The organism is Hymenobacter sp. BT188, from assembly GCF_014333585.1.
Taxonomy (GTDB): Bacteria; Bacteroidota; Bacteroidia; order Cytophagales; family Hymenobacteraceae; genus Hymenobacter.
In genome coordinates, this window is record NZ_JACSCW010000004.1 from 327393 (window position 1) to 353141 (window position 25749).

25 protein-coding genes are annotated in these 25749 nt (G+C 53.2%); 15 read left to right on the top strand and 10 right to left on the bottom strand.

Annotation, left to right across the window (positions count from 1 at the left end):
* Nucleotides 1–2: 2 nt before the first annotated feature.
* The 3 genes from H8B13_RS12825 to H8B13_RS12835 all read right to left on the bottom strand — a co-directional run bounded on the left by H8B13_RS12825 (nt 3) and on the right by H8B13_RS12835 (nt 2744).
* Nucleotides 3–1325 (bottom strand): cryptochrome/photolyase family protein, encoded by a 1323-nt coding sequence (locus H8B13_RS12825; protein WP_187311205.1) that lies wholly within the window; start codon nt 1323–1325, stop codon nt 3–5.
* Between the two features lie 34 nt (nt 1326–1359).
* Nucleotides 1360–2076: an SDR family NAD(P)-dependent oxidoreductase gene (locus H8B13_RS12830; RefSeq protein WP_187311206.1), complete on the bottom strand. Its 717-nt coding sequence runs from the start codon at nt 2074–2076 to the stop codon at nt 1360–1362.
* Nucleotides 2077–2300: 224 nt separating this feature from the next.
* Nucleotides 2301–2744 carry an META domain-containing protein gene (locus H8B13_RS12835; protein ID WP_187311207.1) on the bottom strand — a complete coding sequence of 148 codons (444 nt, stop codon included), beginning with the start codon at nt 2742–2744 and terminating at the stop codon, nt 2301–2303.
* A 239-nt stretch (nt 2745–2983) separates the two neighbouring features.
* On the opposite strand from H8B13_RS12835, the gene H8B13_RS12840 reads away from it, so the two are divergent.
* The 3 genes from H8B13_RS12840 (at nt 2984) to H8B13_RS12850 (ending at nt 8246) form a co-directional block, all read left to right on the top strand.
* Complete coding sequence (locus H8B13_RS12840; RefSeq protein WP_187311208.1) at nt 2984–3703, top strand: head GIN domain-containing protein; 720 nt, start codon at nt 2984–2986, stop codon at nt 3701–3703.
* A gap of 265 nt (nt 3704–3968) precedes the next feature.
* Nucleotides 3969–7415, top strand: coding sequence for a pyruvate carboxylase (locus tag H8B13_RS12845; RefSeq protein WP_187311209.1), 3447 nt, complete (start codon nt 3969–3971; stop codon nt 7413–7415).
* 93 nt (nt 7416–7508) lie between these two features.
* On the top strand, nt 7509–8246 hold the full coding sequence (locus H8B13_RS12850; protein ID WP_187311210.1) for a hypothetical protein: 738 nt from the start codon (nt 7509–7511) through the stop codon (nt 8244–8246).
* Between the two features lie 61 nt (nt 8247–8307).
* Here the strand turns inward: H8B13_RS12850 and H8B13_RS12855 are convergent, their stop codons facing one another.
* Nucleotides 8308–8745: an META domain-containing protein gene (locus tag H8B13_RS12855; RefSeq protein ID WP_187311211.1), complete on the bottom strand. Its 438-nt coding sequence runs from the start codon at nt 8743–8745 to the stop codon at nt 8308–8310.
* Nucleotides 8746–8833: 88 nt separating this feature from the next.
* Between H8B13_RS12855 and H8B13_RS12860 the strand changes: the two genes are divergently transcribed.
* Nucleotides 8834–10180, top strand: a complete 1347-nt coding sequence (locus tag H8B13_RS12860) for a M20/M25/M40 family metallo-hydrolase (protein ID WP_187311212.1) — start codon at nt 8834–8836, stop codon at nt 10178–10180.
* An 89-nt stretch (nt 10181–10269) separates the two neighbouring features.
* Here H8B13_RS12860 and H8B13_RS12865 read toward each other — a convergent pair whose 3' ends face one another.
* Complete coding sequence (locus H8B13_RS12865) at nt 10270–11139, bottom strand: transporter (RefSeq protein ID WP_187311213.1); 870 nt, start codon at nt 11137–11139, stop codon at nt 10270–10272.
* Nucleotides 11140–11728: 589 nt separating this feature from the next.
* Between H8B13_RS12865 and H8B13_RS12870 the strand changes: the two genes are divergently transcribed.
* Nucleotides 11729–12616, top strand: coding sequence for a B12-binding domain-containing protein (locus H8B13_RS12870; RefSeq protein ID WP_187311214.1), 888 nt, complete (start codon nt 11729–11731; stop codon nt 12614–12616).
* Between the two features lie 10 nt (nt 12617–12626).
* On the opposite strand, the gene H8B13_RS12875 is transcribed toward H8B13_RS12870, so the two are convergent.
* Nucleotides 12627–12965: a tetratricopeptide repeat protein gene (locus H8B13_RS12875; protein WP_187311215.1), complete on the bottom strand. Its 339-nt coding sequence runs from the start codon at nt 12963–12965 to the stop codon at nt 12627–12629.
* A gap of 75 nt (nt 12966–13040) precedes the next feature.
* On the opposite strand from H8B13_RS12875, the gene H8B13_RS12880 reads away from it, so the two are divergent.
* The 4 genes from H8B13_RS12880 (at nt 13041) to H8B13_RS12895 (ending at nt 16220) form a co-directional block, all read left to right on the top strand.
* Nucleotides 13041–13778, top strand: a complete 738-nt coding sequence (locus H8B13_RS12880; RefSeq protein ID WP_187311216.1) for an electron transfer flavoprotein subunit beta/FixA family protein — start codon at nt 13041–13043, stop codon at nt 13776–13778.
* 101 nt (nt 13779–13879) lie between these two features.
* Entirely contained in the window at nt 13880–14857 is a 978-nt protein-coding gene (locus tag H8B13_RS12885; RefSeq protein ID WP_187311217.1) for an electron transfer flavoprotein subunit alpha/FixB family protein, read from the top strand.
* A 118-nt stretch (nt 14858–14975) separates the two neighbouring features.
* Nucleotides 14976–15602: a bifunctional nuclease family protein gene (locus H8B13_RS12890; protein ID WP_187311218.1), complete on the top strand. Its 627-nt coding sequence runs from the start codon at nt 14976–14978 to the stop codon at nt 15600–15602.
* An 81-nt stretch (nt 15603–15683) separates the two neighbouring features.
* Nucleotides 15684–16220 carry a YfiT family bacillithiol transferase gene (locus H8B13_RS12895; protein WP_187311219.1) on the top strand — a complete coding sequence of 179 codons (537 nt, stop codon included), beginning with the start codon at nt 15684–15686 and terminating at the stop codon, nt 16218–16220.
* Nucleotides 16221–16288: 68 nt separating this feature from the next.
* On the opposite strand, the gene H8B13_RS12900 is transcribed toward H8B13_RS12895, so the two are convergent.
* Nucleotides 16289–17098, bottom strand: a complete 810-nt coding sequence (locus H8B13_RS12900) for an ABC transporter ATP-binding protein (protein ID WP_187311220.1) — start codon at nt 17096–17098, stop codon at nt 16289–16291.
* An 89-nt stretch (nt 17099–17187) separates the two neighbouring features.
* The gene (locus H8B13_RS12905) at nt 17188–17919 is read right to left on the bottom strand and encodes an MlaE family ABC transporter permease (protein WP_187311221.1); all 732 of its coding nucleotides are present in this window, start codon (nt 17917–17919) and stop codon (nt 17188–17190) included.
* A gap of 117 nt (nt 17920–18036) precedes the next feature.
* Here H8B13_RS12905 and H8B13_RS12910 point away from each other — a divergent pair, with 117 nt between their 5' ends.
* Nucleotides 18037–18750, top strand: coding sequence for an SDR family oxidoreductase (locus H8B13_RS12910; RefSeq protein WP_187311222.1), 714 nt, complete (start codon nt 18037–18039; stop codon nt 18748–18750).
* A 22-nt stretch (nt 18751–18772) separates the two neighbouring features.
* Here H8B13_RS12910 and H8B13_RS12915 read toward each other — a convergent pair whose 3' ends face one another.
* Entirely contained in the window at nt 18773–19486 is a 714-nt protein-coding gene (locus H8B13_RS12915) for a GIN domain-containing protein (protein WP_187311223.1), read from the bottom strand.
* Between the two features lie 86 nt (nt 19487–19572).
* Here H8B13_RS12915 and H8B13_RS12920 point away from each other — a divergent pair, with 86 nt between their 5' ends.
* The 4 genes from H8B13_RS12920 (at nt 19573) to gldG (ending at nt 23896) form a co-directional block, all read left to right on the top strand.
* Nucleotides 19573–20268 carry an SDR family oxidoreductase gene (locus H8B13_RS12920; RefSeq protein WP_187311224.1) on the top strand — a complete coding sequence of 232 codons (696 nt, stop codon included), beginning with the start codon at nt 19573–19575 and terminating at the stop codon, nt 20266–20268.
* A 108-nt stretch (nt 20269–20376) separates the two neighbouring features.
* On the top strand, nt 20377–21285 hold the full coding sequence (gene gldA, locus H8B13_RS12925; protein ID WP_187311225.1) for a gliding motility-associated ABC transporter ATP-binding subunit GldA: 909 nt from the start codon (nt 20377–20379) through the stop codon (nt 21283–21285).
* 123 nt (nt 21286–21408) lie between these two features.
* Nucleotides 21409–22134, top strand: coding sequence for a gliding motility-associated ABC transporter permease subunit GldF (gene gldF / locus H8B13_RS12930; protein ID WP_187311226.1), 726 nt, complete (start codon nt 21409–21411; stop codon nt 22132–22134).
* A 55-nt stretch (nt 22135–22189) separates the two neighbouring features.
* Nucleotides 22190–23896: a gliding motility-associated ABC transporter substrate-binding protein GldG gene (gene gldG, locus H8B13_RS12935; RefSeq protein ID WP_261990358.1), complete on the top strand. Its 1707-nt coding sequence runs from the start codon at nt 22190–22192 to the stop codon at nt 23894–23896.
* On the opposite strand, the gene H8B13_RS12940 is transcribed toward gldG, so the two are convergent.
* Nucleotides 23883–24326 (bottom strand): BLUF domain-containing protein, encoded by a 444-nt coding sequence (locus H8B13_RS12940; RefSeq protein WP_187311227.1) that lies wholly within the window; start codon nt 24324–24326, stop codon nt 23883–23885. The genes gldG and H8B13_RS12940 overlap by 14 nt on opposite strands.
* Before the next feature lie 271 nt (nt 24327–24597).
* On the opposite strand from H8B13_RS12940, the gene dnaN reads away from it, so the two are divergent.
* Nucleotides 24598–25722 carry a DNA polymerase III subunit beta gene (gene dnaN / locus H8B13_RS12945; protein WP_187311228.1) on the top strand — a complete coding sequence of 375 codons (1125 nt, stop codon included), beginning with the start codon at nt 24598–24600 and terminating at the stop codon, nt 25720–25722.
* The last annotated feature ends 27 nt before the right edge of the window (nt 25723–25749 follow it).

Genomic DNA, 25749 nt, shown 5'->3' on the forward strand with positions numbered 1-25749 from the left:
TTTTACTCCGCCTGCCGGTAAGCAGCGCGCAAGGTTTCGATGGCCCGCTCGCGCGCAAACTTGTGGTCTACAATTGGTTTGGGATAATCACAGGTGCCAAACTCTGGTATCCACTGCCACACGTAGGAAAACGTAGGATCATATTGCTCCTGCTGACTTTGGGGGCTGTATACTCGAAACCACGGCGCGGAAGTGGCCCCGGTGCCGGCCATCCACTGCCAGTTGCCCACGTTCTGCGACATATCATAGTCGAGCAGCTTATCAGCAAAATACCGGTCGCCCCAGCGCCAATCGATGAGCAGATGTTTCACCAAAAAGCCGGCAGCGGCAATACGGGCGCGATTAGGCATGTAGCCAGTGGCATTCAATTCCCGCATGCCTGCATCCACCAACGGGTAGCCCGTTCGGCCTTCGCACCACGCTGCAAACTCCTGTTCGTTGTTGCGATACGGCACGCGGCGCAGCTTAGGATCGTAACTCTCGGTGGCCGTGAAGGGATAATGCCAGAGCAGCATCATAAAAAAGTCGCGCCAAATTAATTCGGATAGCAACTTAGGATTCAGCTCTTTGGCCTGTCGCATAACCTCCCGCACGCTCAGGGTGCCGAAGCGCAGGTGAACCGACCGCCGCGTACTGCTGTTCACCAAGCCGGGCTGATTACGGGTCAGGTGGTAGTTTCGAACCAGGGCCTCATCCGGCAATTCAGCGGCGGGCACGAACTGTTCAAAATGCTCGAATCCCATTTCCTTCAGCGTTGGACGGGCCGGCGCATTTACCAACCGGTGCAGGTTCTCAGCACGAAATAAATCGGCCGACGGATATGCCTGTAAATGCTCATCGCGCAACGCCGCTAACCACGCTTTTTGATAAGAGCCGAATACCCTCGGTACCGTGCCCGACTTGGTCAGAATCTCGCTTTTGGCAAAAATCACCTGGTCCTTAAATGCTCGAAACTGGGCGCCGTGCTGCTGGCAGATTGCCGCTACGGCCGTATCACGTTCTTGAGCGTAGGGTTCGTAGTCTTCATTAGTGTACACGGCCGCGACTTCGTGCTGGCTCATCAGCTGCTCAAATACTTCCAGCGGCCGCCCGTAAATAGCTAGAAAGTTGCCCCCCGCGGCGTCCGTCTGGGCCGCTAAGCGTTCAACTTGCTGATAAATAAATGTGACACGCGCGTCGCGGCGGCTAGGAAGCAAATCCAGAATTTCGCGGTCATAAATAAAAAGCGGCACTACCGGATGCCCGCTTTGCAGTGCGGCCGCCAAGCCCACATTATCATGCAAGCGAATGTCGCGCCGGTGCCAGAAAAGCGTGATTTTAGCCATACTATGAGGGTAGCTTAATGTGAATCTGGCTGTTTTACTTTAAACGGCCCATACCTCCATCAACGGGCATCACTTGACCAGTAATAAAGCTACTATGGTCAGAGAGCAGGAAGGAGGCCATGTAAGCCAGATCCTCAGGCTGCCCGATGCGCTGCAACGGATGACGCTTGGCCCCACCATCCGCTTTTTCGGGCGTGTTGAGCAAGGGTGCCGCCAGCGGTGTATTGGTCAGCGACGGTGCTACCGCGTTGACGCGGATGTTCTGGGGGGCAAATTCGGCGGCCAGAGCGCGAGTTAAACCTTCTAAAGCGGCTTTGGCAGTGGCAATGCTGGCATGAAAACTCATGCCCGTGGAAGCGGCTACCGTGCTAAACAAGATAACCGAAGCACCTTCGGCCTTCTTTAGTCGCTTCATCAGAGGTTGCAGCAGCTGCACAGCACCCATTACATTCAACTCAAAATCAGCCCGGAAATCATCCAATGGAATCCGCTCGAAAGGTCGGAGCTTGATACTGCCGGGACAATACACAAAGCCGTGCAGAGTGTCAGGCAGGGCATCGAAGGCGGTAGCTGCAAGTGGTTGGGTAGCGTCGAGCTCTAGGTGGGTCGTTTGCAGCTCGGCCAGCTCGGGTGAGAGGTGGCGCGAGGCGGTAAACAATTGGGCGCCAAGACCGTGCAACAGCTTAGCCGTAGCCAACCCGATGCCCGACGAGGCACCGACGATAAGAATGTTTTTTTGGGCAAAATCCATGGAGTGGTTCAGGTAAGAAGGGTCACTTCACAACTGAACCACGCGGCCAAGGTTTGCGCCCCGCGCAATTACTACTACTGAGTGTGTTGGCCTGATGGTGCGAAAGCAGCGACCTATTAATAAATCAGGCCGGCAGAAGCGCACCTTCTGCCGGCCTGATAAATAAAATAAGGAATAAGTAATACGCTAAAAATCAGTGAATAACATAAAGTAATTGCATAAACTTAGTCGTCTGCGCGAAAGGTCAAGCGAGGCAATGTCGACTGGGTAGCGTCGTACAAGCGGAGCGTGTTTCCGTCTTGCTCATACCGCCTAATTTGAGGCAACGCTAATAAATAGTGCCCACCCACTACCGGACTCGAGCAGGTGCCTTGCTTCACGGTGAGCTGAGTAATCGTAAGGGTTTTGGTGCCGGCGTTAAAGGAAAATTGCCCCCCAATCTCGTCGCATGCTGATAAGCCTTGCAACTTGTTGCCAGCCGCCTCAAACTGAATATAAGACTGGCTATCCTGGAAAAAGCTGGAAGCCAGTATAGGAAATTCACCTACGGATGTTAATTGCCAACGCTTGTTGAGCAGGTCGGCATTAACATCAGAATCCTCAACGCAGCTGCCGAGCACGAAAATTATTGCTAGCCACAAAAAAGAGCGTGTAAAGATTTGTGTCATATCAGTAGAACTGCCAGTGGTCTGTAGAAGTGAGGCAGTTCGCAGGCAGAAGGTTGCAAGCTGTCTGTAGAGAAGGCAAAAAATAGTTGCTCCCAGCACCCAACTTGCTGATAGTAAATGCCATTCGAGATTTTAGTTCTCTATATAATCATCCAAATGATTATATTATCTGCTCTTAAGCAACCCTTGATCTCTCTAGCTCATCTACCTCGACAACTCTCAGATAATTATTCTACACCATGAAAGCCTCGGCTCCCTTCAGAACGCTTATCCTGCTTTTAGTAGCCTGTACACTTCACTTTTGTGTGCAAGCCCAGACGAAGCGAACCCGCAACACAGGCAGCTTCGAAGCTGTGAGCGCCAGTGGTGCGGTGAATGTATTTCTGCGCCAAGGCGGCGAAACCAGCGTGATAGTTGAAGCCTCGGAGGACGTACAGAAGTACTTGAAAACGGAGGTGCAGAATGGTACCCTGAAAATATACCGCGACCGTGATTTCAACTGGCGGGACTTAGTAGGCCGCAGTGAAAACAGCGTCAATGTTTATATCACCTGCCCTAAACTGAGGGCAATTTCCGTGAGCGGGGCGTCGGCTGTGAAGGGGCAATCAACTTTTGCCGCCAACGACTTCAAAGTACAAGCCAGCGGGGCCAGTGATATAACGCTCAACATAAATGCTAAAAGCTTGGATGTGAACTGTTCTGGAGCCAGCGATGTGAAGCTGTCTGGTCAGGCTGACCGGCAGAAAGTAAACATCAGTGGCGGTAGTGAATACCAAGCGTATGGGCTGCAATCAAAAGGCGCTCAGATAGTTGCTTCGGGTGCCAGCGAGGCCCAGGTGAATATTGATGGGGAGCTTTCATCAACTGCTTCCGGTGCCAGCGACATTCGTTACAAAGGCAATGCACGCCTAGTAAACAACCGGGCTAGTGGGGCCAGCTCCGTCAGAGCCGCACGCTAAATCTGGAGCTCTTTCTGGCATGAATCCCCTGTTTGGCTTTCGGTGGCCGGGCAGGGGATTTTGTATGGAGCAGGACACTACCGGGGGGCTTTTTTAGCAATGCTTCCTATCTTGATAACCAGCAGCTATTTCGAAGCAACCAATAAAGCCGATATTGCGAATAAGTGGCAACTAGCAAAAATTCGCTGGCGGCTCATGAAGCTTGTAGCGCAATTGCTTAGCTTCGTCCAAATTCCATTTTCCCGCTCCCTACTACGTCCAAACTATGAATATCAAAAAGCTACTCGTTGCCAACCGTGGTGAAATTGCTATCCGGGTGCTGCGCGCCGCCACCGAGTTGGGAATCCCGACGGTGGCTGTGTACACCTATGAGGATCGGTATTCGCTGCACCGCTACAAGGCCGATGAAGCCTACCAAATTGGCCGCGACGACGAGCCGCTGAAACCCTATCTGGATATTGAGGCAATTCTGCGCACCGCTAAAGAAAACGGTGCCGATGCCATCCATCCCGGCTACGGCTTTCTGGCCGAGAACGCCACATTCGCCCGTCGCTGCCAAGAGGAGGGCGTCATTTTCGTGGGTCCCCGGCCCGAAGTAATGGAGGCCCTCGGCGACAAAGTAGCTGCCAAGCGCGTGGCCGTGCAATGCCAAGTACCCATTATAGAAAGCAGCGAAGCGGAGTTATTTGATCTGGAAGTAGCGCTGAAAGAGGCACATCGCATTGGGTATCCGGTTATGCTTAAAGCAGCTTCGGGCGGCGGCGGGCGCGGTATGCGGGTAATCAGAACGGATGACGAGCTGGAAAAGGGTTTTTTTGAAGCTCGGAATGAGGCCCTGAAAGCCTTCGGCGACGACACCGTTTTCCTTGAGAAATTTGTAGAGCGCCCTAAACACATTGAGGTGCAGTTGGTAGCCGATAATCACGGCAACATTGTGCACCTGTATGAGCGTGACTGCTCGGTGCAGCGCCGTTTTCAGAAGGTGGTAGAAATTGCTCCCGCACTGGATCTGGCTGATCATCAGCGCCATTTGCTGTATGAATACGCTTTGCGTCTGGGTCGGGCCGTGAACTACAACAACGTGGGCACGGTGGAATTTCTGGTGAACCCGGAGTTGGACCGCATCTACTTTATCGAGGTGAATCCGCGTATTCAGGTGGAGCACACCGTGACGGAGATGATTACCGGCATCGACCTGATCAAAACGCAGATTTACATTGCGGCCGGCTATAATCTTTCTTCGTCCGAGATAGGACTGGAGCCGGGGGGCAAACCGCTCAAAACCGGCTTCGCCATTCAGTGCCGTATTACCACCGAGGACCCCGAAAACGACTTCAAGCCCGACTACGGCACCATCGTGGCTTACCGCTCGGCGGGTGGCTTCGGCATTCGCCTCGACCAAGGCTCGGTGTACCAAGGCGTGAAAGTGTCGCCCTTCTTCGATTCGCTGCTGGTGAAGGTGTCGGCCCACGCGCCTACGTTGGAAGGTGCGGCCCAAAAAATGGCGCGTACGCTGGATGAATTCCGTATTCGGGGGGTGCAGACCAACATCCAGTTCCTGCAAAATATCATTGCCAACCCCGAGTTTGTAAATGGTAAGGCCAACGTGGACTTCATCAAAGACCACCCGGAGCTATTTCAATACAAGCCCCGCCAGGACCGTGGCACCAAAGTGCTGGCTTACATCGGCGACGTGGTGGTGAACGGCAACCCCGACGTTAAAAAACTGATTGATCCCACACGGGACCTGCGCAAGCCCAAAATACCGTTTGCCAACATCACCGAGCCGCACCATCCCGGCACCAAAGACAAGCTCACCGAGCTCGGTCCCGAAGGATTTGCCCAGTGGCTGCGCGCCGATAAACCCATCCATTACTGCGACACCACCTTCCGCGACGCTCACCAGAGCTTGCTGGCCACGCGCATGCGCACTTTCGACCTGCTGAAGGTAGCAGAGCGCTATGCCAAAATGCATCCGCAGACTTTCTCTATGGAAGTGTGGGGCGGCGCTACGTTTGATGTGGCGCTTCGCTTTCTGCACGAAGACCCGTGGGAGCGACTGGCTAAAATCAGAGCTGCGGTTCCGAATATTCTGCTGCAAATGCTTATCCGGGGGGCAAATGGCGTGGGCTACAAGGCTTATCCGGATAACCTCACGGAGCGTTTTGTGCAGCAGGCCTGGGAAACAGGCGTGGATATCTTCCGCATTTTCGATTCCCTTAACTGGATGCCCGGTATGGAGTCTTGCATCGGCTTTGTGCGCAACAAGACGCAAGGCTTGGCCGAGGCCAGCATTTGCTACACCGGCGATATTCTGGACCCCAAGCGCCCCAAGTACAACCTCAATTATTACCTGCGCCTAGCCAAGCAGATTGAAGATGCCGGGGCCCATATTCTCTGCATCAAGGACATGGCCGGCCTGCTCAAGCCCTACGCCGCCACCGAGCTGATTCAGGGACTTCGATCTACCGTCAGTTTGCCTATTCATTTGCATACTCACGATACATCTTCCTTGCAAGCAGCTACTTACCTTAAAGCAGTAGAAGCCGATGTAGATGTAATTGATGTGGCGCTGGGAGCTTTATCGGGTCTTACTTCGCAGCCTAATTTCAACTCCATCGTGGAGATGTTGCGCGGTACGCCCCGCCACCGGGAGTTCAATCAGCGGAGCTTGAATGAGTTTTCGAACTACTGGGAAACGGTGCGCGAATACTACTATCCCTTTGAGTCGGGTTTGAAGGCCGGCACCTCGGAGGTGTTTCAGCACGAGATACCTGGGGGGCAATATTCCAACTTGCGGCCCCAGGCGGCGGCGCTGGGCTTGGGCGATAAGTTTGAGCAGGTAAAGCAAACCTTCGCCGACGTCAACCAACTGTTTGGCGACATCGTGAAAGTAACGCCCTCGTCGAAAGTGGTTGGCGACATGGCGCTCTTTATGGTAACCAACAACCTGACAACACAGGACGTGCTGGAAAAAGGGGAGAGCCTGTCGTTTCCCGAATCGGTGCAGAGCTTGTTCCGCGGCGACATTGGGCAGCCAGAAGGCGGCTGGCCCGCGGAGCTACAGAAGTTGATTCTGAAGGATGAAAAGCCCTTCACCGACCGGCCCAACGAGCACTTGGCGCCTATCGATTTCGATAAAGAGTGGGCGGCGTTTCAAACCAAATTTGGCCCCCAGACTAAGTTTACGGATCTACTTTCCTACCTGCTCTACCCCAAAGTATTCGAGCAGTATTGGGCGCACGTGCAGCAGTTCGGCGACGTGTCGCTGATTCCGACGCGGGTGTTTTTCTACGGCCTCAAACCCGGCGAAGAAACCATCATTGATATTGCTCGGGGCAAATCGGTAATTGTGAAGCTGCGCTCGGTGGGCAACGTAAACGACGACGGCAACCGCACCGTGTTCTTCTCTTTCAATGGCCAAACCCGCAACTTGGAAGTGCGCGACCGCTCGGTGGAAGTCAAAACGGTGCGTAATCAGAAGATCGACAAAGCCAATCCGCGCCAGGTGGGCGCTCCTTTGCAAGGAATGCTGTCGAAAGTGCTGGTGAAAGATGGCGAAGCGGTGAAGCGCAACACACCGCTCTTCATTATTGAAGCCATGAAAATGGAAACCACCATCACCGCTCCCGACGACTCTACCGTGCAGAGCCTGCACCTTGGAGAAGGAACCTTAGTAAATGCTGATGACCTTGTATTGACGCTGAGCTGATAAGTGCGACTGTGGGTAGAGTGCGGCTTCTATCCAGAAAATTGTATATATTTTCGAAGTTGTGACATTTCCTATTCACTCTGTTAATCAAATATGAATCTCTCACGCACTTTTCTTATTGCAACGGGTGCTTTTGTAAGTCTGCAAGCGCATGCCCAAAGCTCGGTTGTTAGCTCGGGCAATGCCGCTCAGGAAAACCTGAAGTCGCTGGTGAACGGTTCGGCTGCCATCAGCTACGACAACCGCTACGAGGGTGTACGCGGTACGCCTTACCTGATTTCGGCCTGGATACCGGGCACTATTCAGCTGGCCTCCAAAGTGCCCCTGCCCGAAACCAAGCTGAAGTACGATGCTAATCAGCGTCTGCTTTTAATGCTACGTAGCCCTAAAGACTCCACTTATGTGGACATGAATAAGGTGGAGGGTTTCGTGCTAAATGACCCCACCAAAAGTCAGCCGCGAGCTTTTAAGCGCTTTTATGATGCGCCCGACCCGGCTCTGCGGCAGGAGTATTTTGAAGTATTAGTGCCCGGCAACTACAGCCTGCTCAAGCTTCAGCGCAAAACCCTGCAAAAAGCCAGCTACAGCGGAGCCTACAGCGCCGACCGTCGCTATGATGAGCTGCTCGACCAAACGGACTATTACATTCGCACGGCCGATGGTCGCTTGCAGCCCTTTAAGCTTAACGCCAAGGCGTTGGCGGCTGCTTTGCCCGAGCACTCGGCCCAAATTCAGGCGGAGCTTAAGAAGCGCCCGGCTTTACGTACCGAAGCCGATTTTGTGGCTTTCGCGCCTTGGCTGAATACCTTGCCTGCGCTTCCCGCCAAATAAATTGTGCTTTAGCGACTTAATGAAAGCCCCCCAGATCATTCTGGGGGGCTTTTTTATGCACCTATTTTAAATAAACGGCCTCAAAGACTGCCAGCGGTTCGTCGCTTTTTTCTACGTACAACTGTAGGGTGTTGCCTTGTATTTCAAAGCGTGAAGCGTCATGGAGGGCTTTTAAATAGTCGGTTTCTACCTGTTGGCGGGCTTCGCAGAACATTCTGGTAGAGCCAATACTTAAGAGGCGCAGCGTAGTAGGGGTAGGTAGTTCGAAGCGGCCGAAATAACGGTTGCAGCCCGTGTAACCATCTATCTGGTTGGTGGTAGCGTTGAACTGTAGGTAAACTTCCTGACTGCTCGCGAGGGTGGTAATAGGGGTGGCAGCCAGGGTTCGAAGCACCCAGCGCGTATTGCGCAGGCTGGCATCGGGGGGTGTTTCTCTTACGGTTGTGCAGGCGCTGAAAAGCAGAAATGGCAGCAGAATCAGGAGCGGGCGGATAGGCATAAGGATATCAGTAAGTGAAAAGCCTGACAGAAGATAGGTGAACAGTGATTATTGGTTTTGTCGTGAGGCAAAATTCCTACCTTGAGCCATGAAAAAACTTGTCCTGATCCTTGGATTGGCCTTTATAAGCCAATTAGCTGAAGCACAAAAAAATATTAAGCAGGCAAACGTTGAGCGTGTTATCCGCACGTTGGCGGCTGATGACATGAAAGGCCGGGCAGCCGGTAAGCCAGGCGGCTTGCAGGCTGCTAAGTTTTTGGCCGCCGAGTTTGACCGGATTGGGCTGGAGAAGATGCCGGGCTTAACCACTTACGAGCAGGTGTTTCCGGCCTACGAAGTACACACGGTTGCCGGCAGTGTAACACTCAACGGCTCGGTAGTTGCACCCGAAAACGTGCTGCCCGTATCGGGGCTGCCTTCCCTCAACTGGACCAGCGAGGATGCCACGCCGCCGCGCGTGGTCATTATTGGCCCCCAGGACAACGTGCGGCAGCAGATGGGCGCTTTGCTGCAGCCAACTGCCAACACGCTGGTTTTCGTAGATCCGGCGCATACGGAGCGTTTCAAGCAACTTGCTGGCTACCTGAGTCATAGCAATATGCAGGGCGAACAGCCGAAGCCCTTCGCCAGCGTATTTGTGCTGGCTGCCGCTCCGGCGGCTCCTATCAAATTTGCTGCTACTGCCACGACAACTATTAAAACAGTGGAGCTGCGCAACGTGGTAGGGGTGCTGCCCGGACAGGCCAAGGACAAAGCCCGCGCGGCCGAAATGGTGGTGTTTTCGGCTCACTATGACCACATTGGGACGTTGCCAGCTGTGGCCGGCGACTCTATTGCCAACGGGGCCGATGATGATGCCAGCGGCACAACGGCCGTAGTAGCTCTGGCAGAGTACTTCAAGAAGAATAAGCTGGAGGTCGGCAAGAAGAAAAAGAAGAATCAGCGGACGCTGGTTTTCGTGGCTTTCACCGCGGAGGAAATCGGGGGCTTCGGCTCGAAATATTTCTCTCAGCAGATTGACCCGCAGAAGGTGGTGGCCATGTTCAACATCGAGATGATTGGAAAGGAAGCCAAATTTGGCCCCCAGACTGCTTTCATTACCGGCTACGAGCGCTCCGACTTTGGCAAGCTGCTCCAGCAAAAGCTGGAAGGCACGCCCTTCCGCTTCGAGCCAGATCCGTACCCCGAGCAGAACCTTTTTTATCGCTCCGATAACGCTACGCTAGCCCGCTTGGGCGTGCCGGCCCACACAATCAGCAGCGACCAGATTCCGACGGATAAGCTCTATCATACAGTAGATGACGAAGTGGAAAGCCTGAATATGACCAACATGACGGCCATCATTTCGGCCATTGCGCGTAGTGCTACTGGCATTATAGCCGGCGAGCAAACGCCAACTCGCATTGAGCCCGCCAGCGTAGGTCAGCGCCCGTAGCGCTTTAAAGTAAAGTAAAAGCGGCCGCCCCGACACTTATCAGTTTAGTGTCGGGGCGGCCGCTTCATTTTAGGCGAATAACGAATTGTCTACTTGGGAAGGCGCACGCTAAAGCCAGCCCCCACGGATAAGCCTTCGGCTTCGGGGGTGAAGCCTTGGCCGGCATTTAGGTCGAAGCGCAGGTTAGGTAGCGGCCGCCAATAAATACCGGCCGTAGCACCGGGTGCCAGCTTTGACTCGCGCTGCCAGGTGGTATAGGTTTCGGCGAAGAAGCCAAAACTGCCCCCCAGCGGTCCATTCAGGGCCAGCGTGCCAAGATAGGTGCCCAGCTTGGTGTCGGCAGCGCGGAAGCCACGCTGACGAAAGCCGAAGTTCGCTTCCAGACCATAGCGCTGTCCTAACTGTTGCGACACTAATAAGCGCGCGCCGGGCTCCAAAACCTTGTTTGGGAAAGATGTGTCGCCATTGCGTAGTGTTACCTCGCCCAGTAGCACCACCTGAGAGCGGGCATTGGGCACCGTTGAGGCCAAGAATTTAGCCCCGATGGTCAGGGGCGCAAAACCACCGGGCAAAGCGGTAGAAGGAACGGGTACCTCAAAATCGCCCGATGCAGCTATTGCGGGAGCGGCGGCACGCTTGTCGGAAGGATGGAGGTAGCCTTGCGTGAGGCGCAGCTCAATATGACTGGGCAAGCCAATGCGCAGTGTAGCGCCAGATAAAGTGCGAGTCGAGCCAAAACCTGTGGCCTCGGCCGGCTCAAAGCGGTTGGTGCCCGCATCTACCTGCACCTGGCCCAAGGGTACCATATTGGTTGTAATGGTGCGGCCGGGCCGGTCAGGGCGGATGTTGCGCACGAAGGGCGCATCAGCATTGAGTGTAGGGTCGGTGGTCTGGGCTAGCAGACTGGCTGGAGCAGCTACAAAAAGCCCCCCAGCAACCAAAAAAGCGGTTTTACGCATGCCCCCTCTGACACCAGACTATCAGAGAAAGTTCAGTGCCACGAACGGACGATGTCGCCGTTGCCAGGAAAAGCACAAATGCTGGCTATATAGAGCTTGGCGGAAATAAGAGAATAATAAAGCCCCCTAATGAGATAAACGCTGTTTTGTGAAAAGCTGAACTCGCTTTATTCTGTTATAAATGTTGTTGTTGAGACACTGAATTTTATACGAAGCACAATCTCGATATTAAATTGTGGGCGAAAGTGCGATATGTGAAACCAGCCAGCCTAGTTCACAGTAAAAGCACGAAGTAGCTTTAGTGCCCTTTCCCTACACAATACATTCTATTAGAAGTATTTAGCGGTTGAGGAAATAGACTGCGCAGCAGTGTTATGATGGCAGCAATGGGAAAGTAGCAATGAATGTAAAACAGCAACGTACGGCCGAAACCATTAATCAACAGGCCGAGAACATTACAAAAGAAGCCTCAGTACTTTATTGCCAATTATCACCAGGCTCAGAATATTGTGGGGGAGGTGAAGAAAGCCGTAGAGCACTTGAGCAAGAACTGCTAGAGCATCTTACTGCTTTAGCCAACGCCATTTTGATGAACAGTGCCGGCCTATTTGAGGCGCATTTGTTTCATTCCCGGCACCATCCAGCCGACGCGGTCCACGACCAGATACTAACCCAGCAGCTGACGGCCTTGAAGCAGGTTCTGGCCCAGCGCTTACCCATTGCGGAGTATATAGCCGCGGCTGGCTATTTGAGTGCGGCTTTTAAAGAGTTGGAGCATCCGGTGCTGGCGGTTGAGCCTACACCGCCAGTCATTTCGCCGTTGGAGGCACCCCTGAAAGAACTTGCTGATGCCTATTTAGCGCACTTGTTGGCCGGAAAGCGCACAGAAGCCATTAACTTACTCCGAAAAGAAGCCAAAGACGGAATTGACGTACGCCTTCTCTACGAGCATGTATTTATGCCCGTGCAGTGGGAGGTAGGCTCGCGCTGGCATAAAGGCGAAATAAGCGTTGCGCAAGAACACTATTGCACCGCCGCTACCGAATTGGCAATGGCTATGCTCCATCCATATCTGCAAAAAACGCCCTCAAATGGCTTCAGTTTCGTAGCTACCACGGTATCCGGCGATTTGCATAGTATGCCGGTACGCATGGTATCCGACTTTTTGGAGTTAGATGGCTGGACGCCCTACTTCTTAGGCGCAAATACGCCTACGGATGGAATTTGGAAGGCGGTAGTGGGCTTCAAGGCCGATTTGCTGGTAATCGGTGCTTCGATGGCTCACCATGTGGGTATTCTGCGCCAGCTAATTAGCGCCAAGAACAATACGATTGGTGCCAATAATGTAAGGGTGATGGTAGGAGGTGAGCCATTCAATGCTGACCCAACGCTGTGGCGCTCTATAGGAGCCGATGCTTATGCACCCAATGCTCGGGTAGCCGTGGAAGCAGCTCGCACGCTAATGCAAAAAAAGTAAGCCAGTCGTTTTACTCGTCTTCGTAGTCTAAGCCCAGCAGCTGATTCAGAGCCTGTTGTAGCTCGCTGGCGGCGTGCATCTGCCCGGCTTTACGGCTTACCTGCAACCCTAGGCGGTAAACTTTTTCGGCATCTTCGGGCTTTTCTAGTTGCTCCAGCATCTTACCCGCGTGGTAGTAAGTCCCCACGTAGTTGGGGTGCTCATCCAGCAGCGTTTGATAATATTTCATAGCCAGTAGTGGCTCTGTTGCTCGATATTCGGTGGCCAGCGCATAGATCGTAAATGCGTCGTTAGGGTCATCGGCGTAGAAGGCCAGGAGTTGCTGTAAACGGCTGGGTGAGGTTTCCATGGGGCAGGAGTTTTCTGTATCTTCGCCCGAAATTAGGGGCTTTCCCGTAGTTATTTGTCCATATAAGCACCTTCGATGAAGTTTCTCGTTTGTATCAGCAACGTGCCCGACACCACCACCAAAATCACCTTTACTCCTGATAATAAGGAGTTGAACAAGGCTGGGGTGCAGTTTGTAATTAATCCTTGGGATGAATATGCCCTCACCCGCGCCATTGAGTTAAAGGAAAAACTTGGCGGCAATGTGACCGTGCTCAACGTAGGCGAAGCCGATACGGAACCCAATATCCGTAAGGCCCTAGCCATTGGTGCCGACGATGCTATCCGCGTGAATGCCAAGCCCACCGACGCCTTTTTCGTAGCTCAGCAAATTGCGGCTGCCGCCAAAGAAGGTGGCTACGACATCATCTTGATGGGTAAGGAAAGCATTGATTACAACGGCTTTCAGGTACATGGCATGGTTGGCGAGCTACTCGGCATTCCAACCGTAGCGCCGGCCATTAAGCTTGATGTAGAAGGCAATACCGCCACGCTGGAGCGTGAGATTGAAGGTGGCAAAGAAATAGTGGAGGTGGCTACGCCTTTCGTTGTTTCGTGTCAGGAGCCCATGTGCGAGCCCCGCATTCCCAACATGCGTGGTATCATGACGGCCCGAACCAAGCCCTTGAAAGTAGTAGAGCCTACCGGCGAAGCTGCCCGCACCCAGGTTACCGCGTTCGCTTTGCCCCCCAAGAAGCAGGGTGTAAAGCTTATTCCCGCCGAATCGGCCGGCGACCTGATCAAGCTGCTGCGCAACGAAGCCAAAGTAATTTAATACAGGATTGAGTTTAGAGAACCACAAAGCAGATGCTGCTTCTATCAAGCTTCTCTAGCAAACATCTCAATTCCTGTACTTCACTTCTTATGTCTAAATAAATGTCTGTTCTAGTTGTAGTTGAGTGTGATAACGGTGAGGTGAAAAAGTCCTCACTGGAAGTGGCTTCATACGGAAGTCAGGTAGCCCAGATGCTTGGCACGACGGCTACGGCTGTGGCCGTGGGCGAGGCTACTGAGGCCAACCTTGCCACTCTTGGCGAGCAAGGCATCAGCAAAGTATTACACGATAACGATTCCCGTCTGAAGGATTTCGTAAACGGCGCTTACACCAAGCTGATTGCTGCGGCAGCCCAGCAGGAAAGCGCGCAGATAATTGTACTGGCTAACTCCAACATTGGAGCGGCTGTGGGTTCGCGCCTGTCGGTGCGTCTGCAAGCCAGCTTGGCTACCAACGTGGTAGAGCTTCCTAAGATGGATGGGGGGCAATTTGTAGTGAAGCGCGGTGCTTTCTCCGGCAAGGCTTTCTCTGACGTTATTCTGAGCGGAGAGCGGAAGATTATTGCAGTGAAAAAGAACTCGATGGAGCCTCTGCACAACGCTGGCCAAACTGCTACTGTAGAGCAGTTCTCAGCTCAGCTCACCGATGCTGACTTCGCCGATGCACCAAAGCAGGTGATCATGCAAGAGCAAGCTGGTGGCATCCTGCTACCTGAAGCCGACAAGGTTGTATCTGGTGGCCGCGGTATGAAAGGTCCTGAAAACTGGAATCTGATTGAAGACTTGGCTAAAGCTTTGGGTGCGGCTACTGCCTGCTCCAAGCCCGTATCCGACGTCGATTGGCGCCCTCACCACGAGCACGTAGGCCAGACGGGTATCACGGTGTCGCCTAACTTGTATATTGCCTGCGGTATTTCGGGCGCTATTCAGCACTTGGCTGGCGTAAACTCGTCAAAAGTTATCGTTGTTATTAACAAAGATCCGGAAGCTCCGTTCTTTAAAGCGGCTGATTATGGCATCGTTGGCGACGTATTCGACGTACTACCGAAATTAACTCAGGCCGTTAAAGAGTTGAATTAATGCGCTGCTAAATTGAGTTTTGATAGGTTAATGCCTTTGTTTTTATTTAGTGTATTAACTTATTGATTATTAGCTTAGTAAACGCGAATCGACACACCCAAAATCAGCTTAATCGCTTGTGAAGAAAATTCAGCTCGAAATCCTCGGCCTGTCATCCAGCCAATCCCAATCGGGTTCTTTCGCTCTTATTCTGGGTGAAAAAACCGGCAACCGCCGGTTGCCCATTATCATTGGCATGTTTGAGGCGCAGAGCATTGCGATTCAAATAGAAAAAATCAGTCCTAACCGTCCGCTGACCCACGACTTGTTTAAGTCGTTTGCTGAGCACGTGCACGTGGCCATCATTGAAGTGATGATTTCGGATTTGAAGGAAGGCGTATTTTACTCCAAAATTGTGTGCTCCGATGGGGCCACAACCTTTGAAATTGATGCGCGCCCCAGCGACGCCATTGCTATCGGTCTGCGTTTCGGGGTTCCGATCTTTACCGTAGAAAGTGTGCTGAGCGAAGCCGGCATCATCCTGAGCGACCTTGACGAAAACGCTGAAGATGCTTCGGACGATGATGACGAGGACGACGATGACGAGGACAATAGCGGTACTCCGGCATCTGCGCCCAGTCCCCGCGACCCTAGCGGTCAGGTGTCGCTGGATGAGTTGACCAAGATGCTGGCTCAGGCCCTCGAAAAAGAAGATTACGAAAAAGCGGCCAAAATCCGCGATGAGCTAAATAAGCGTAACGGCTAAGTTTTGGTCATGTTAGAAAGAAAGCCTTCCTTGTATGGAAGGCTTTTTTTGTGCCCTATCCTTCCACTCAACCAATTGAGAATGCCCCCCAGTCCTGATCTTCGCTACCCAATCGGTCAGCCGACGCTGCCCGCTGGCCCGCTTACCGCCCCGGAGCGCGCGACTTTTATTCAGCAGATAGCAGAGCTACCAGTCCAGCTTAATACTGTGGCGCGGGAAATAGGCGGCGTCCGACTCTTAGAGCCGTACAGGCCCGGTGGATGGACGGGCCGCCAAGTCATTCACCATCTGGCTGATTCGCACATCAACAGCTACACACGTTTCCGCTTGGCCCTCACTGAGGAACGGCCCACTGTGCGGCCTTACGATGAGCACGCCTGGGCCGAACTTCCTGACGTAGAGGCAACACCTGTCACCGTATCCTTAACGCTGTTGGAGGCTTTGCATATTCGCTGGACCGTATTGCTTCACCACCTGACGGAAGCGCAATGGCAGCGCACTTTTTATCATCCCGGAAACGACCGGGACTATACATTAGATCAAGCCCTGGTACTTTATGCTTGGCACGGCCAGCACCACTTAGCCCACCTGACAGGCCTGCGTGACCAGAAAACGTAGAATAGATTGAATAAATAAGCCCCCCAGAAGTTAGTCTGGGGGGCTTTTTACAGAAAATAAACGCAGAGTTAAGCGCTAGTTGATTCACCTTCTGTAATGGCTGCAAGGCCACCTTCCGATTCGTCGTCCACTTTTTTGGCGGCTCGCACCAAACTGCTGCTGAATATAAATTCTTTCAGTTCAGGTACTTGGGCGTTCAGAATTTCTTCCTTGGTGCCATCCCACAGCTTTTGGCCTTTATGCAAAAAGATGATGTGGTCGCCGATTTCAATCACCGAGTTCATGTCGTGGGTGATGATGGCGGTGGTGATGTTGTACTCGTGGGTGATTTCGTGAATCAGCTCGTCAATCTTGAGGCTGGTGAGCGGATCGAGGCCGGAGTTGGGTTCGTCGCAGAAGAGGTAGGTACAGTTGGGGGCAATGGCGCGGGCAATACCCACGCGCTTCTTCATGCCGCCGCTGATTTCGGCGGGCATTTTGTTGCCCGCATTTTCAAGGCCTACCCGCTTCAGGCAGAACTCCACACGGTCGCGGCGCTCTTCCTTGGTCATCTCAGGCGTCAGCATCTTGAGAGGGAACTCGATGTTTTCGTACACCGTCATGGAGTCGAACAGAGCCGAGCCCTGAAACAGCATCCCGATCTTGCGCCGAATCTCTTGTCTGATCTGCACCTTGTTGTTGGTGAACACGCTGCCATCGTAGGTAATGCTGCCAATGTCGGGCTGCATCAGGCCTACAATACACTGCAGCAGCACGCTTTTGCCAGTACCTGAGCCACCCAGCAACAGGTTGCACTTGCCCGTCTCAAACGTGCAGGTGATACCTTTTAGCACTTGGTTGCCATTAAAGGATTTCTGGACGTTATGAATTTCAATCATGAGTTCAAAACAGATAATAAAAGAAGGGGTTAGAGCGGGACAATTGGGCGAGGGGCTCTGTGTTGCCATCCTACGCCCAACTTACTGCTTTACAAAAGCAGCGCTGCTAACACGAAGTCGGCTATCAGAATAGCAATAATAGAGTTGTTTACGGCACCGGTGCTGGCTGCTCCTACCTCTAATGCGCCGCCCGTGGTAAAGTAGCCTTTGTACGATGAAATAGCCGACACGAGGAAGGCAAATACGACCGATTTGATTAAGGCAAAGGCGATGTTGTAAGGAATAAAATCAGTGCGGAGACCTTCAATATATTCCTGGGCTGAAATAGCGCCGGTGAGCGTGCCTGCTAAGTAGCCGCCCAAAATAGAAAGCGCCATAGCCAGAATAACCAGCAGCGGAAACATGAGAATGGCCGCCACAATACGGGGCAATACTAGATAAGAAGCTGAGTTGATGCCCATTACTTCCAAGGCTGCTACCTGCTCGGTGATGCGCATCGTGCCTAAGCCACCCGCAATGCTGGAACCGACTTTACCAGCCAATACAATGCTGGTGATGGTAGGCGCCAGTTCCAAGATGGTCATTTCGCGCACCATAAAGCCAATGGTCGATTTTGGAATGAGCGGGCTAACCAGGTTATAGGAAATCTGAACGCACGTAACAGCTCCAATAAATGCACTGACGATGGCGACGATGAAAACCGAATCGAAGCCAATAATTACGGACTCTTCGAGGGTGCGCTGCCAAAGCGTTTTGAGGCGCTCGGTCCGCGTGACCATACTTTGAATGAAAAGCAGAAACTCACCGAAGTTTTTGACCATAAAGCGGAAGAAGGAAGGGAGAAATACAGGAACTTGCAGAGCAAACAGCTACGCCTCAACAAATGCTCGGCCCGCGTTTGGTAACCCTACGTAAAAACGAACTCAACAAGTAAAGGAATGAAAAAATATATCATTGTTACCGGGGGAACGAAGGGAATTGGGCGGGCTGTGGTCATGCGCTTTGCGCGGGCTGGCTTCGCGGTGGTTACCTGCGCCCGCTCTACCGCCGATTTGCTTACACTCGCCACTGATATAGAGCAGGCAATTCCAGGCAGTGAACTCTATACGCTTTCCGCCGACCTGAGCCAACCCGACGAGGCCCGCCGCTTCACCGATTTCGTGCTGGCTCTGGGGGGCAAAATTGAGGTGTTGGTAAACAATACCGGAGCCTTTACGCCCGGCCGCCTACAGGATGACACCGAGGATGGATCGGTGCTGCGCCACATGATCGACGTGAACCTGTATAGCACTTATGATGTAACCCGCGCCTTGCTGCCCAGCATGTTAGCGCATGGTGGGGGGCATATTTTCACCATGTGCTCGGTGGCCAGTCTGCGGGCATACCCCAGTGGCGGCGCTTACAGCGTAGCGAAGTTTGCCTTGCTTGGCCTGACGAAAGCCTTGCGCGAAGAGCTGAAAGAGCAGAGTATCCGGGTGACGGCTGTGTTGCCGGGGGCTACCCTTACGGCTAGCTGGGAAGGCGCCGATTTGCCCCCCGAGCGCTTTATTAAGGCCGAAGACGTAGCTGAAGCCATTTTCGGAGCTTACACCTTGTCGCCGCAGGCGGTGGTGGAAGAACTGTTGATTCGGCCGCAGCTAGGCGATATTTAGCCAGTCGCTGGTAAGCCCATTGTTAATTGACCTCTACTACCTTGCCCTTGCCGGTTACCCGGATGTCGATGGCAGCCGGATTGCCGCTGTAGTAAAGCGTACCGGTGCCGGCATGGGTGCCCCCCACAACGTCGGAAGCACTGACGTAAGCTGATCCGTCGCTGCTGCGGGTAAGCTCAAAAAAACAACGCTTGGTTTGCAAGTCAGTGGCTCGCACTGAGCCAAGCCCGCCCACGATTAGACTTAGCTCATCGGCCGCGCCGCGCAGGCGCACATCCCCTAATTCGTACATATCCAGATACACAATGTCGCTGGTTAGGTCGAGGTCGTAGTCGCCGGCCCCTACGAGGTGAAAGAAAACGGTGCTGACGCGGAAGTTGCCGGAAGTACTGATGTTGCCCGCGCCCAATAAGGCTACGTCGCGGATGCTGGCTACGTGCAGGGTCACTTCGCGCGGCGTGTCGTAGCGACGCACCCAGTTGCAGCGGCTCGTATTGCGAATAGTAAGCCGTCCATCTTCTACCTGAAGCTCGATATCCTCTTGTAGGTTTTTGCCCGTTCGGATCTCGGCATAGGGTTCAGCTATGGTCGTATCCTGTACCAGCGTCACATCTACGTTGGTGTAGGTGACTAAATCCTGAAAGTGTGGCAGCGCCCGGCGCTCCGTCACGATGCTGCCCGTACTTTTAAAACAGTCGCCTTCGTGGTCCTTCGCGCAGCTCGAAAGCCATGCCATCAACACCAGCAGACTTACCCAACTGCGAAAAAGCCGCTGCGGGCAGCTAACTTGCAACCAACTATTCACTCGCAACATACCAAACTATGGACCTGACCGGCAAGGTAGCTATTCTAACGGGCGTCAGCAAAGGGATTGGCCTGGCCACAGCGCAGGCATTGCTGGATCAAGGCGCCATAGTGGCCGGCTGGGGACGTACCCGCCCGAAGGATTTGAAGCATGAGCACTTCCATTTTTTTGAGTGCGACGTGCGCAAGCAAGCCAGTGTACAAGTCGCGTTTGCCAAAACAATTACTCAGCTCGGTGCTGAGGTGCATGTGCTTGTGAACAACGCTGGCCTGGGCATTGCCGGTCCGGTAGATGGCTTTTCGGCCGACGACTGGCACACGATGTTTGATACCAATGTACACGGCACGTTCTATTGCTGCCAGGCCGTGTTGCCTGCCATGAAGCGTCAGCAAATTGGGCATATCATAAACATCTCGTCTATTGCTGGTACAACCGGCATAGAGAAAATGGCGGGCTATTGCGCGTCTAAGTTCGCTGTTCGAGGCTTTTCACAGTCCTTGTTTAAGGAAGTGCGCAACGATGGCATTAAAGTAACCTGCCTGTATCCGGGCTCGGTGCAAACCAATTTCTTCGATGATATCCCCGGCACCGACGCCAACGAGCACATGATGCAGCCTGAGGATATTGCCGACACCATTGTTTATGCGCTGCAAACTCCATTTAATTTCCACATTGTGGATATGGAAATGCGGCCATTACAGCCTAAAAAGTAAACTTGTAGCGCGAAGCTCCAGCTTCACGCTTTATTGTACGAAACTGTCGGGGCGCTCCGTTTTAGCTGGCGCAACGATGCCGGAAGCTGGAGCTTCGCGCTACATTCTATGGTTGAAATACAGCATCTGACCAAAAATTTCGGTACTCAAGCGGCCGTGAATGATATTTCGTTCTCGGTAGGTAAAGGCGAGATTCTGGGTTTCCTGGGCCCAAACGGGGCCGGTAAGTCCACGACCATGAAGATTGCGACCGGGTATTTGCCCCCCAGCGCCGGCACCGTGCGCGTAGCCGGCCACGACGTGCTGGCCGAGCCGCTGGAAGTACGCCGCCAAGTTGGGTATCTACCTGAGCACAACCCACTTTACCTGGATATGTATGTGCATGAGTACCTCGAATTTATTGGCTCCGTGCACGGGCTGAAAGGTGCTGACCGGCGCCGCCGCGTGGCGGCCATGGTGGATAGGGTAGGGCTGGGCCGGGAGCAGAACAAGCAGATTGGAGCCTTATCGAAAGGCTACAGGCAGCGCGTAGGCTTGGCTCAGGCTCTCATTCACGACCCCGGCGTACTCATTCTTGACGAGCCTACTACTGGCCTCGACCCCAACCAGATTGGCGAGATTCGCACGCTCATTCGGGAGCTAGGGGAAGACAAAACTGTGATTTTCTCCACCCATATTCTCCCCGAGGTAACGGCTCTGTGTACCCGCGTCGTTATCATCAATCGGGGCCAGCTGGTGGCAGATAGCTCGGTGAGCGACTTAGGTGCCCGTGCCGCCGGCGATACGCTTATCCGCGCCGAGTTTGAGCAGGCTATCGACCCAGCTCCTTTGCGCGCTCTGGCAGGCATTACGAGTGTCGAAATTGCCCCCCAGAACATGTATCACATCCGGGCCAGCGCCGGCGCTGATGTCCGGGGAGCAATTTCGCGCCTCGCGGCCCAGGAAGGCTGGGTGCTGCTGGGGCTACGGCAGGAAGAACAGTCGCTGGAGCAAGTCTTCCAGAATCTGACTAAATGAAATCACTAGGCGTTCATGCAGAGCACAGCGAAGCATCTCGAGTGCTGACGTTTGATTAGAAGTCCCATTAATCACGCGAAATACTTCGCTTTGCATGACCACCTTCTTTCACTTATTGACCCAATGTTTGCCATTCTTCGCAAAGAATTCAATGCTTTCCTTAGCTCACCAGTCGCCTACGTTGTGCTGGGCGTTTTTCTGGTAGCTACTGGGCTGTTCGTGTGGGTGTTTCCAGATAGTAGCGTGCTTGACTACGGTTACGCCGACCTGCAAACCCTATTCAATATTGCTCCCTGGATCTTTCTGTTCCTGATTCCGGCCATCACCATGCGCACCTTTGCGGAGGAAAAGAAGGCAGGCACCATTGAGCTGCTGCTAACCCGTCCGCTCACCGATGGGCAGATTCTGGGGGGCAAATTTCTGGCTTGTCTGCTGTTGGCATTGCTCGCATTGCTGCCCACGCTGCTCTATTATTATTCAGTGTATAAGCTGGGCAACCCCGAAGGCAACATCGATTCAGCGGCTACGGTGGGCTCTTATCTGGGGCTGGCGCTGCTGGCTGGCGTATTTGTGGCCATGGGTGTATTTGCCTCTGCCATCACCCGTGACCAAATAATTGCCTTCTTGGTGGCCGTTGTTGGTTGTTTTTTGGTGTATTCAGGTTTCGATTCCCTGGCTTCCGTCTTTGAAGGCAGCGCCGCTTACTACATCAGTCAGCTGGGAATTGCCGCTCACTACCGTGACATCAGCAAAGGACTCATCGATTCCCGCGACCTGACGTATTTTTTTAGCTTGATAGCCGGGCTGCTTTTAGCTACGCGGTTAGTGCTGCAAAGCCGCAATTGGTAACACTGCTTACATCTTGACCCTACAGAGAAAAGCTAGGATGCAAGCCCCACACAACATGCCCGAACCACCGATTCAATCTTCTCGCAAGCGCCGCGACCTCACCCGATTTCTGCTGATCATCGGTCTGCTTTTGCTTTTCAACTTCGTCGGACAGCGGCTCTTTTTTCGCCTCGATCTGACGGAGGAAAAGCGCTACACCATGTCGCCGGCTACCAAACAGCTGCTACAAAATCTGCCGGAGCCAGTGACGGTCACGGTGTATCTGGACGGTGACTTTCCGCCCGCCTTTCGCCGCCTTCAGCAGGCTGTGCGCGAAACCCTGAATGAAATGCAGGTATTCGGGGGGGCAAATTTGCGCTACGTATTCGTCGATCCTTCCGCTGCCAGCTCCGAGAAAGCGCGCAGTGAGTACTATGAAACCCTGATTAAGAAAGGCTTGCGCCCCACTAATCTGGCAGCTACTGAAAATGGTAAGCGGGTTGAGAAAATCATTTTTCCCTGGGCTACCGTGGCCGTTGGTCCGCGCGAGAAGCAAGTGCTGCTCTTGCGCGGCAACCAAACCGCGTCTTCTGATGTGCGCCTGAATCAGAGCATTGAAGGTCTGGAGTATGAGCTGGCCAGCAACATCCGCAAATTGTCCCCTGGCCGCCGCAAAATTATTGGAGTGGTGGAAGGTCACGGAGAACTGACCAACGCCCAAGCCGGCGACCTGATTGGCTCGTTGCAGGAGTACTACGATGTATATCGGGTCAATCTGGCCGCGGTGCCCAACCTGCGCACCCTCGACGCCGTGATTGTGGCGAAGCCCGAGCAAGCATACACTGAAATCGAAAAATTTAAGCTCGACCAGTTCATTACACAGGGGGGCAAAGCCCTCTTTTTCGTGGATGCTATGCGCGTCAATCTAGACAGCGCGGCCCGCGGCGGCATGCTGTCGTTTCCGTATCAGCTGAACTTAGAAGACCTGTTATTTAAGTACGGCGCCCGTATCAACCCAAATCTAGTACTTGACCTGAACTCCGGCGTAATCCCGCTTGTGACGGGCACCACCGGCGACCAGCCCACCGTCGAGCCGATGCCGTGGCAGTTTTATCCACTTATCAATCAGTTTAGCCCGCACCCTATCACCCGCAACCTCGACGCAGTGTACACCAAGTTTGTGAGCACCATTGACACGGTAAAGGCAGTAGGTATTCGCAAAACGCCGCTGCTGTTCACCTCACGCTATACCCGTGTGTTGCCTTCACCAGTGCCTGTCAATCTGAACGATGCCCGCATGGAGCCCAATGCCAAGCTCTACCGCGAGAGCTTCAAGCCAGTTGGTTATCTGCTGGAGGGACAGTTTCGTTCCTTGTTTGCTAATCGTGCTCAGCCGGGTACCACGCAGTTTCAACCGGCCACCGCAGCCAATGCTCGTCCCGGCAAAATCCTGATCATCGGTGATGGCGACTTTGTGCGCAGCGAGTTGGACCCCAAAACTGGCCAACCCTTCCGTCTTGGCTTCGACCGACTTGCTAACACCGAGTTTGCCAACCGCGAACTAGCTCTGAACGCCGTCGATTATATGCTCGACGAAACCGGCCTCATCGCCGTTCGCAGCAAGCAGATTATGCTGCGGCCGCTGGATAAAGTGAAAATAGCGGAGCAGCGCCGTCGCTGGCAAATCCTCAATATCGGCGCGCCGCTGGTGTTACTGGGAGCTTTTGGGCTATTCCGGGCGTGGCGGCGCAAGCGTAGGTATGCATCGTTTAAAATCGGATAATTTCGTCGGTAACGAAGGAGGCTAAGATCGAATGCAAAGACGCGTCACTCTGCGTCGGGTTGGGGGGCAAAAAATCCGGTTGATTGATGTTCAGGTAGCCAGCCAGATGCTGAAAGTCACTTGGAGCCACCGCCTTGAAACCCATTGACCATTGGGAGAAATTACGTTGCTGAATCTCACCATCAGCCAGCTTCGTCACGTTGCGGTGACGTACATCGCGCTCAATTTTATTGAAGATATAGAGAACCTCGTCTTGGGGCCCTTCTAATACCTGCATGATATTATGCTCACTGTAAAGCAAAACGCCGGTGAGCTGGTGCTGCGTATTCCAGTCGCGGGCCTGTTTTAGCAATGCTTGCAATTCCTTGTCACCCATGGGTAGGGTAGCGGCACTTTGGTAAACTAGATGGTGTAAAACTTCTATAGCCATAGACTCAAAAAGTGATTTTGTTTGCGCAAATCAACATTAGCCAATTTCATGCAATACTGTATTATCAAGGTCGCTCAGCGTGTTTTTTAACATTTAAAAAGCTTTTACTAACCCCGTCACGCGACAAATATTTTAAGGTTTTCGTCATACTACACTTTGCCCCAAAATCCTGACTGGCAGGTTGCGTTATTCCTGTCTGCTGGCGCTGGCAAAGCCGGGTGTGTTTCCTATCTTTGTCGCCTTACCCCAACCCTGGCCGAACCCCCACTATATGAAATTCATTGTCTCGTCTTCTGCCTTGCTCAAGCAGCTCCAGAGCATTAACGGCGTAGTCACGAACAACCCCGTAGTGCCCATTCTGGAGAATTTTCTTTTCGAGATTGAGGACGGCAAGTTGACTATTACGGCTTCCGATCTGGAAACCAGTATGATAACCGAGCTGCCGGTTGAAGCCCGCGAAACAGGTCGCATTGCTGCGCCCGCCCGCATTCTGCTGGATACGCTCAAAAACCTGCCCGACCAGCCGGTTACGTTTACGCTCGACGAGGAAACGTACACCATCGAGATAAGCTCGGCTAATGGTCGCTATAAGTTGGCCGGTGAGAATGCCACTGATTTCCCGCGCGTTCCGGTAGTGAAGGGCTCAACTCCGATTGAGATTCCATCGACATCATTAGCACGGGCTATCAACAAAACCATCTTCGCGGTAAGCACCGACGAGCTGCGGCCAGCCATGACCGGTATTCTGGTGCAATTGGCCGATAACCAAGCTACGTTTGTAGCAACGGACGGTCATCGTCTGTTGCGCTACCGCCGCTTGGATGTAGGCGCAGGTCAATCAGCTAACCTGATCATTCCGCGTAAGGCTTTCAACCTGCTAAAAAGCGCGTTGCCATCGGAGGCTACCACGGTGAAAGTTGAGTTTAACAGCTCCAATGCTTTCTTCAGCTTCAACCAGATGCGCTTGGTATGCCGCCTGATTGATGAGCGCTATCCTGACTACGAAAACGTAATTCCGGTTAGCAACCCGAACCGCTTGATCATCAGCCGCGCCGATTTCCTGAACTCGGTAAAGCGTATTTCCATCTATTCGAACAAGACGACTCATCAGGTTCGGTTGCGTCTGGCTGGCTCCGAGCTAACAGTTTCGGCTGAGGATCTAGACTTTAGCAACGAAGCCAGCGAGCGCCTGGCCTGTCAATATGAGGGCGAGGATATGGAAATCGGATTCAATGCCCGTTTCTTGGCCGAAATGCTTTCCAATATTGATTCCGAAGAAATTACCCTGGAACTGAGTACGCCTAACCGCGCTGGTTTGCTTATGCCAACCACTGCCGACGACAACGAAAGCATTCTGATGCTGGTGATGCCGGTAATGCTTAACAACTACGTTTAAATTTTAATGGTTAAATGGCCTTGGGTT

What these genes read in the sequence shown, in the direction of transcription:
- H8B13_RS12940 (WP_187311227.1), bottom strand. Translation starts at nt 24,326, where the DNA reads ATGGCTATAGAAGTTTTACACCATCTAGTTTACCAAAGTGCCGCTACC.
- H8B13_RS12905 (WP_187311221.1), bottom strand. Translation starts at nt 17,919, where the DNA reads ATGGTCAAAAACTTCGGTGAGTTTCTGCTTTTCATTCAAAGTATGGTC.
- gldG (WP_261990358.1), top strand. Translation starts at nt 22,190, where the DNA reads ATGCCCGAACCACCGATTCAATCTTCTCGCAAGCGCCGCGACCTCACC.
- H8B13_RS12830 (WP_187311206.1), bottom strand. Translation starts at nt 2,076, where the DNA reads ATGGATTTTGCCCAAAAAAACATTCTTATCGTCGGTGCCTCGTCGGGC.
- H8B13_RS12885 (WP_187311217.1), top strand. Translation starts at nt 13,880, where the DNA reads ATGTCTGTTCTAGTTGTAGTTGAGTGTGATAACGGTGAGGTGAAAAAG.
- H8B13_RS12855 (WP_187311211.1), bottom strand. Translation starts at nt 8,745, where the DNA reads ATGCCTATCCGCCCGCTCCTGATTCTGCTGCCATTTCTGCTTTTCAGC.
- H8B13_RS12870 (WP_187311214.1), top strand. Translation starts at nt 11,729, where the DNA reads ATGAACAGTGCCGGCCTATTTGAGGCGCATTTGTTTCATTCCCGGCAC.
- H8B13_RS12865 (WP_187311213.1), bottom strand. Translation starts at nt 11,139, where the DNA reads ATGCGTAAAACCGCTTTTTTGGTTGCTGGGGGGCTTTTTGTAGCTGCT.
- gldA (WP_187311225.1), top strand. Translation starts at nt 20,377, where the DNA reads ATGGTTGAAATACAGCATCTGACCAAAAATTTCGGTACTCAAGCGGCC.
- H8B13_RS12825 (WP_187311205.1), bottom strand. Translation starts at nt 1,325, where the DNA reads ATGGCTAAAATCACGCTTTTCTGGCACCGGCGCGACATTCGCTTGCAT.
- H8B13_RS12920 (WP_187311224.1), top strand. Translation starts at nt 19,573, where the DNA reads ATGGACCTGACCGGCAAGGTAGCTATTCTAACGGGCGTCAGCAAAGGG.
- H8B13_RS12915 (WP_187311223.1), bottom strand. Translation starts at nt 19,486, where the DNA reads ATGGCATGGCTTTCGAGCTGCGCGAAGGACCACGAAGGCGACTGTTTT.
- H8B13_RS12850 (WP_187311210.1), top strand. Translation starts at nt 7,509, where the DNA reads ATGAATCTCTCACGCACTTTTCTTATTGCAACGGGTGCTTTTGTAAGT.
- H8B13_RS12840 (WP_187311208.1), top strand. Translation starts at nt 2,984, where the DNA reads ATGAAAGCCTCGGCTCCCTTCAGAACGCTTATCCTGCTTTTAGTAGCC.
- H8B13_RS12880 (WP_187311216.1), top strand. Translation starts at nt 13,041, where the DNA reads ATGAAGTTTCTCGTTTGTATCAGCAACGTGCCCGACACCACCACCAAA.
- H8B13_RS12860 (WP_187311212.1), top strand. Translation starts at nt 8,834, where the DNA reads ATGAAAAAACTTGTCCTGATCCTTGGATTGGCCTTTATAAGCCAATTA.
- H8B13_RS12910 (WP_187311222.1), top strand. Translation starts at nt 18,037, where the DNA reads ATGAAAAAATATATCATTGTTACCGGGGGAACGAAGGGAATTGGGCGG.
- H8B13_RS12900 (WP_187311220.1), bottom strand. Translation starts at nt 17,098, where the DNA reads ATGATTGAAATTCATAACGTCCAGAAATCCTTTAATGGCAACCAAGTG.
- H8B13_RS12845 (WP_187311209.1), top strand. Translation starts at nt 3,969, where the DNA reads ATGAATATCAAAAAGCTACTCGTTGCCAACCGTGGTGAAATTGCTATC.
- dnaN (WP_187311228.1), top strand. Translation starts at nt 24,598, where the DNA reads ATGAAATTCATTGTCTCGTCTTCTGCCTTGCTCAAGCAGCTCCAGAGC.
- H8B13_RS12895 (WP_187311219.1), top strand. Translation starts at nt 15,684, where the DNA reads ATGCCCCCCAGTCCTGATCTTCGCTACCCAATCGGTCAGCCGACGCTG.
- H8B13_RS12835 (WP_187311207.1), bottom strand. Translation starts at nt 2,744, where the DNA reads ATGACACAAATCTTTACACGCTCTTTTTTGTGGCTAGCAATAATTTTC.
- H8B13_RS12875 (WP_187311215.1), bottom strand. Translation starts at nt 12,965, where the DNA reads ATGGAAACCTCACCCAGCCGTTTACAGCAACTCCTGGCCTTCTACGCC.
- gldF (WP_187311226.1), top strand. Translation starts at nt 21,409, where the DNA reads ATGTTTGCCATTCTTCGCAAAGAATTCAATGCTTTCCTTAGCTCACCA.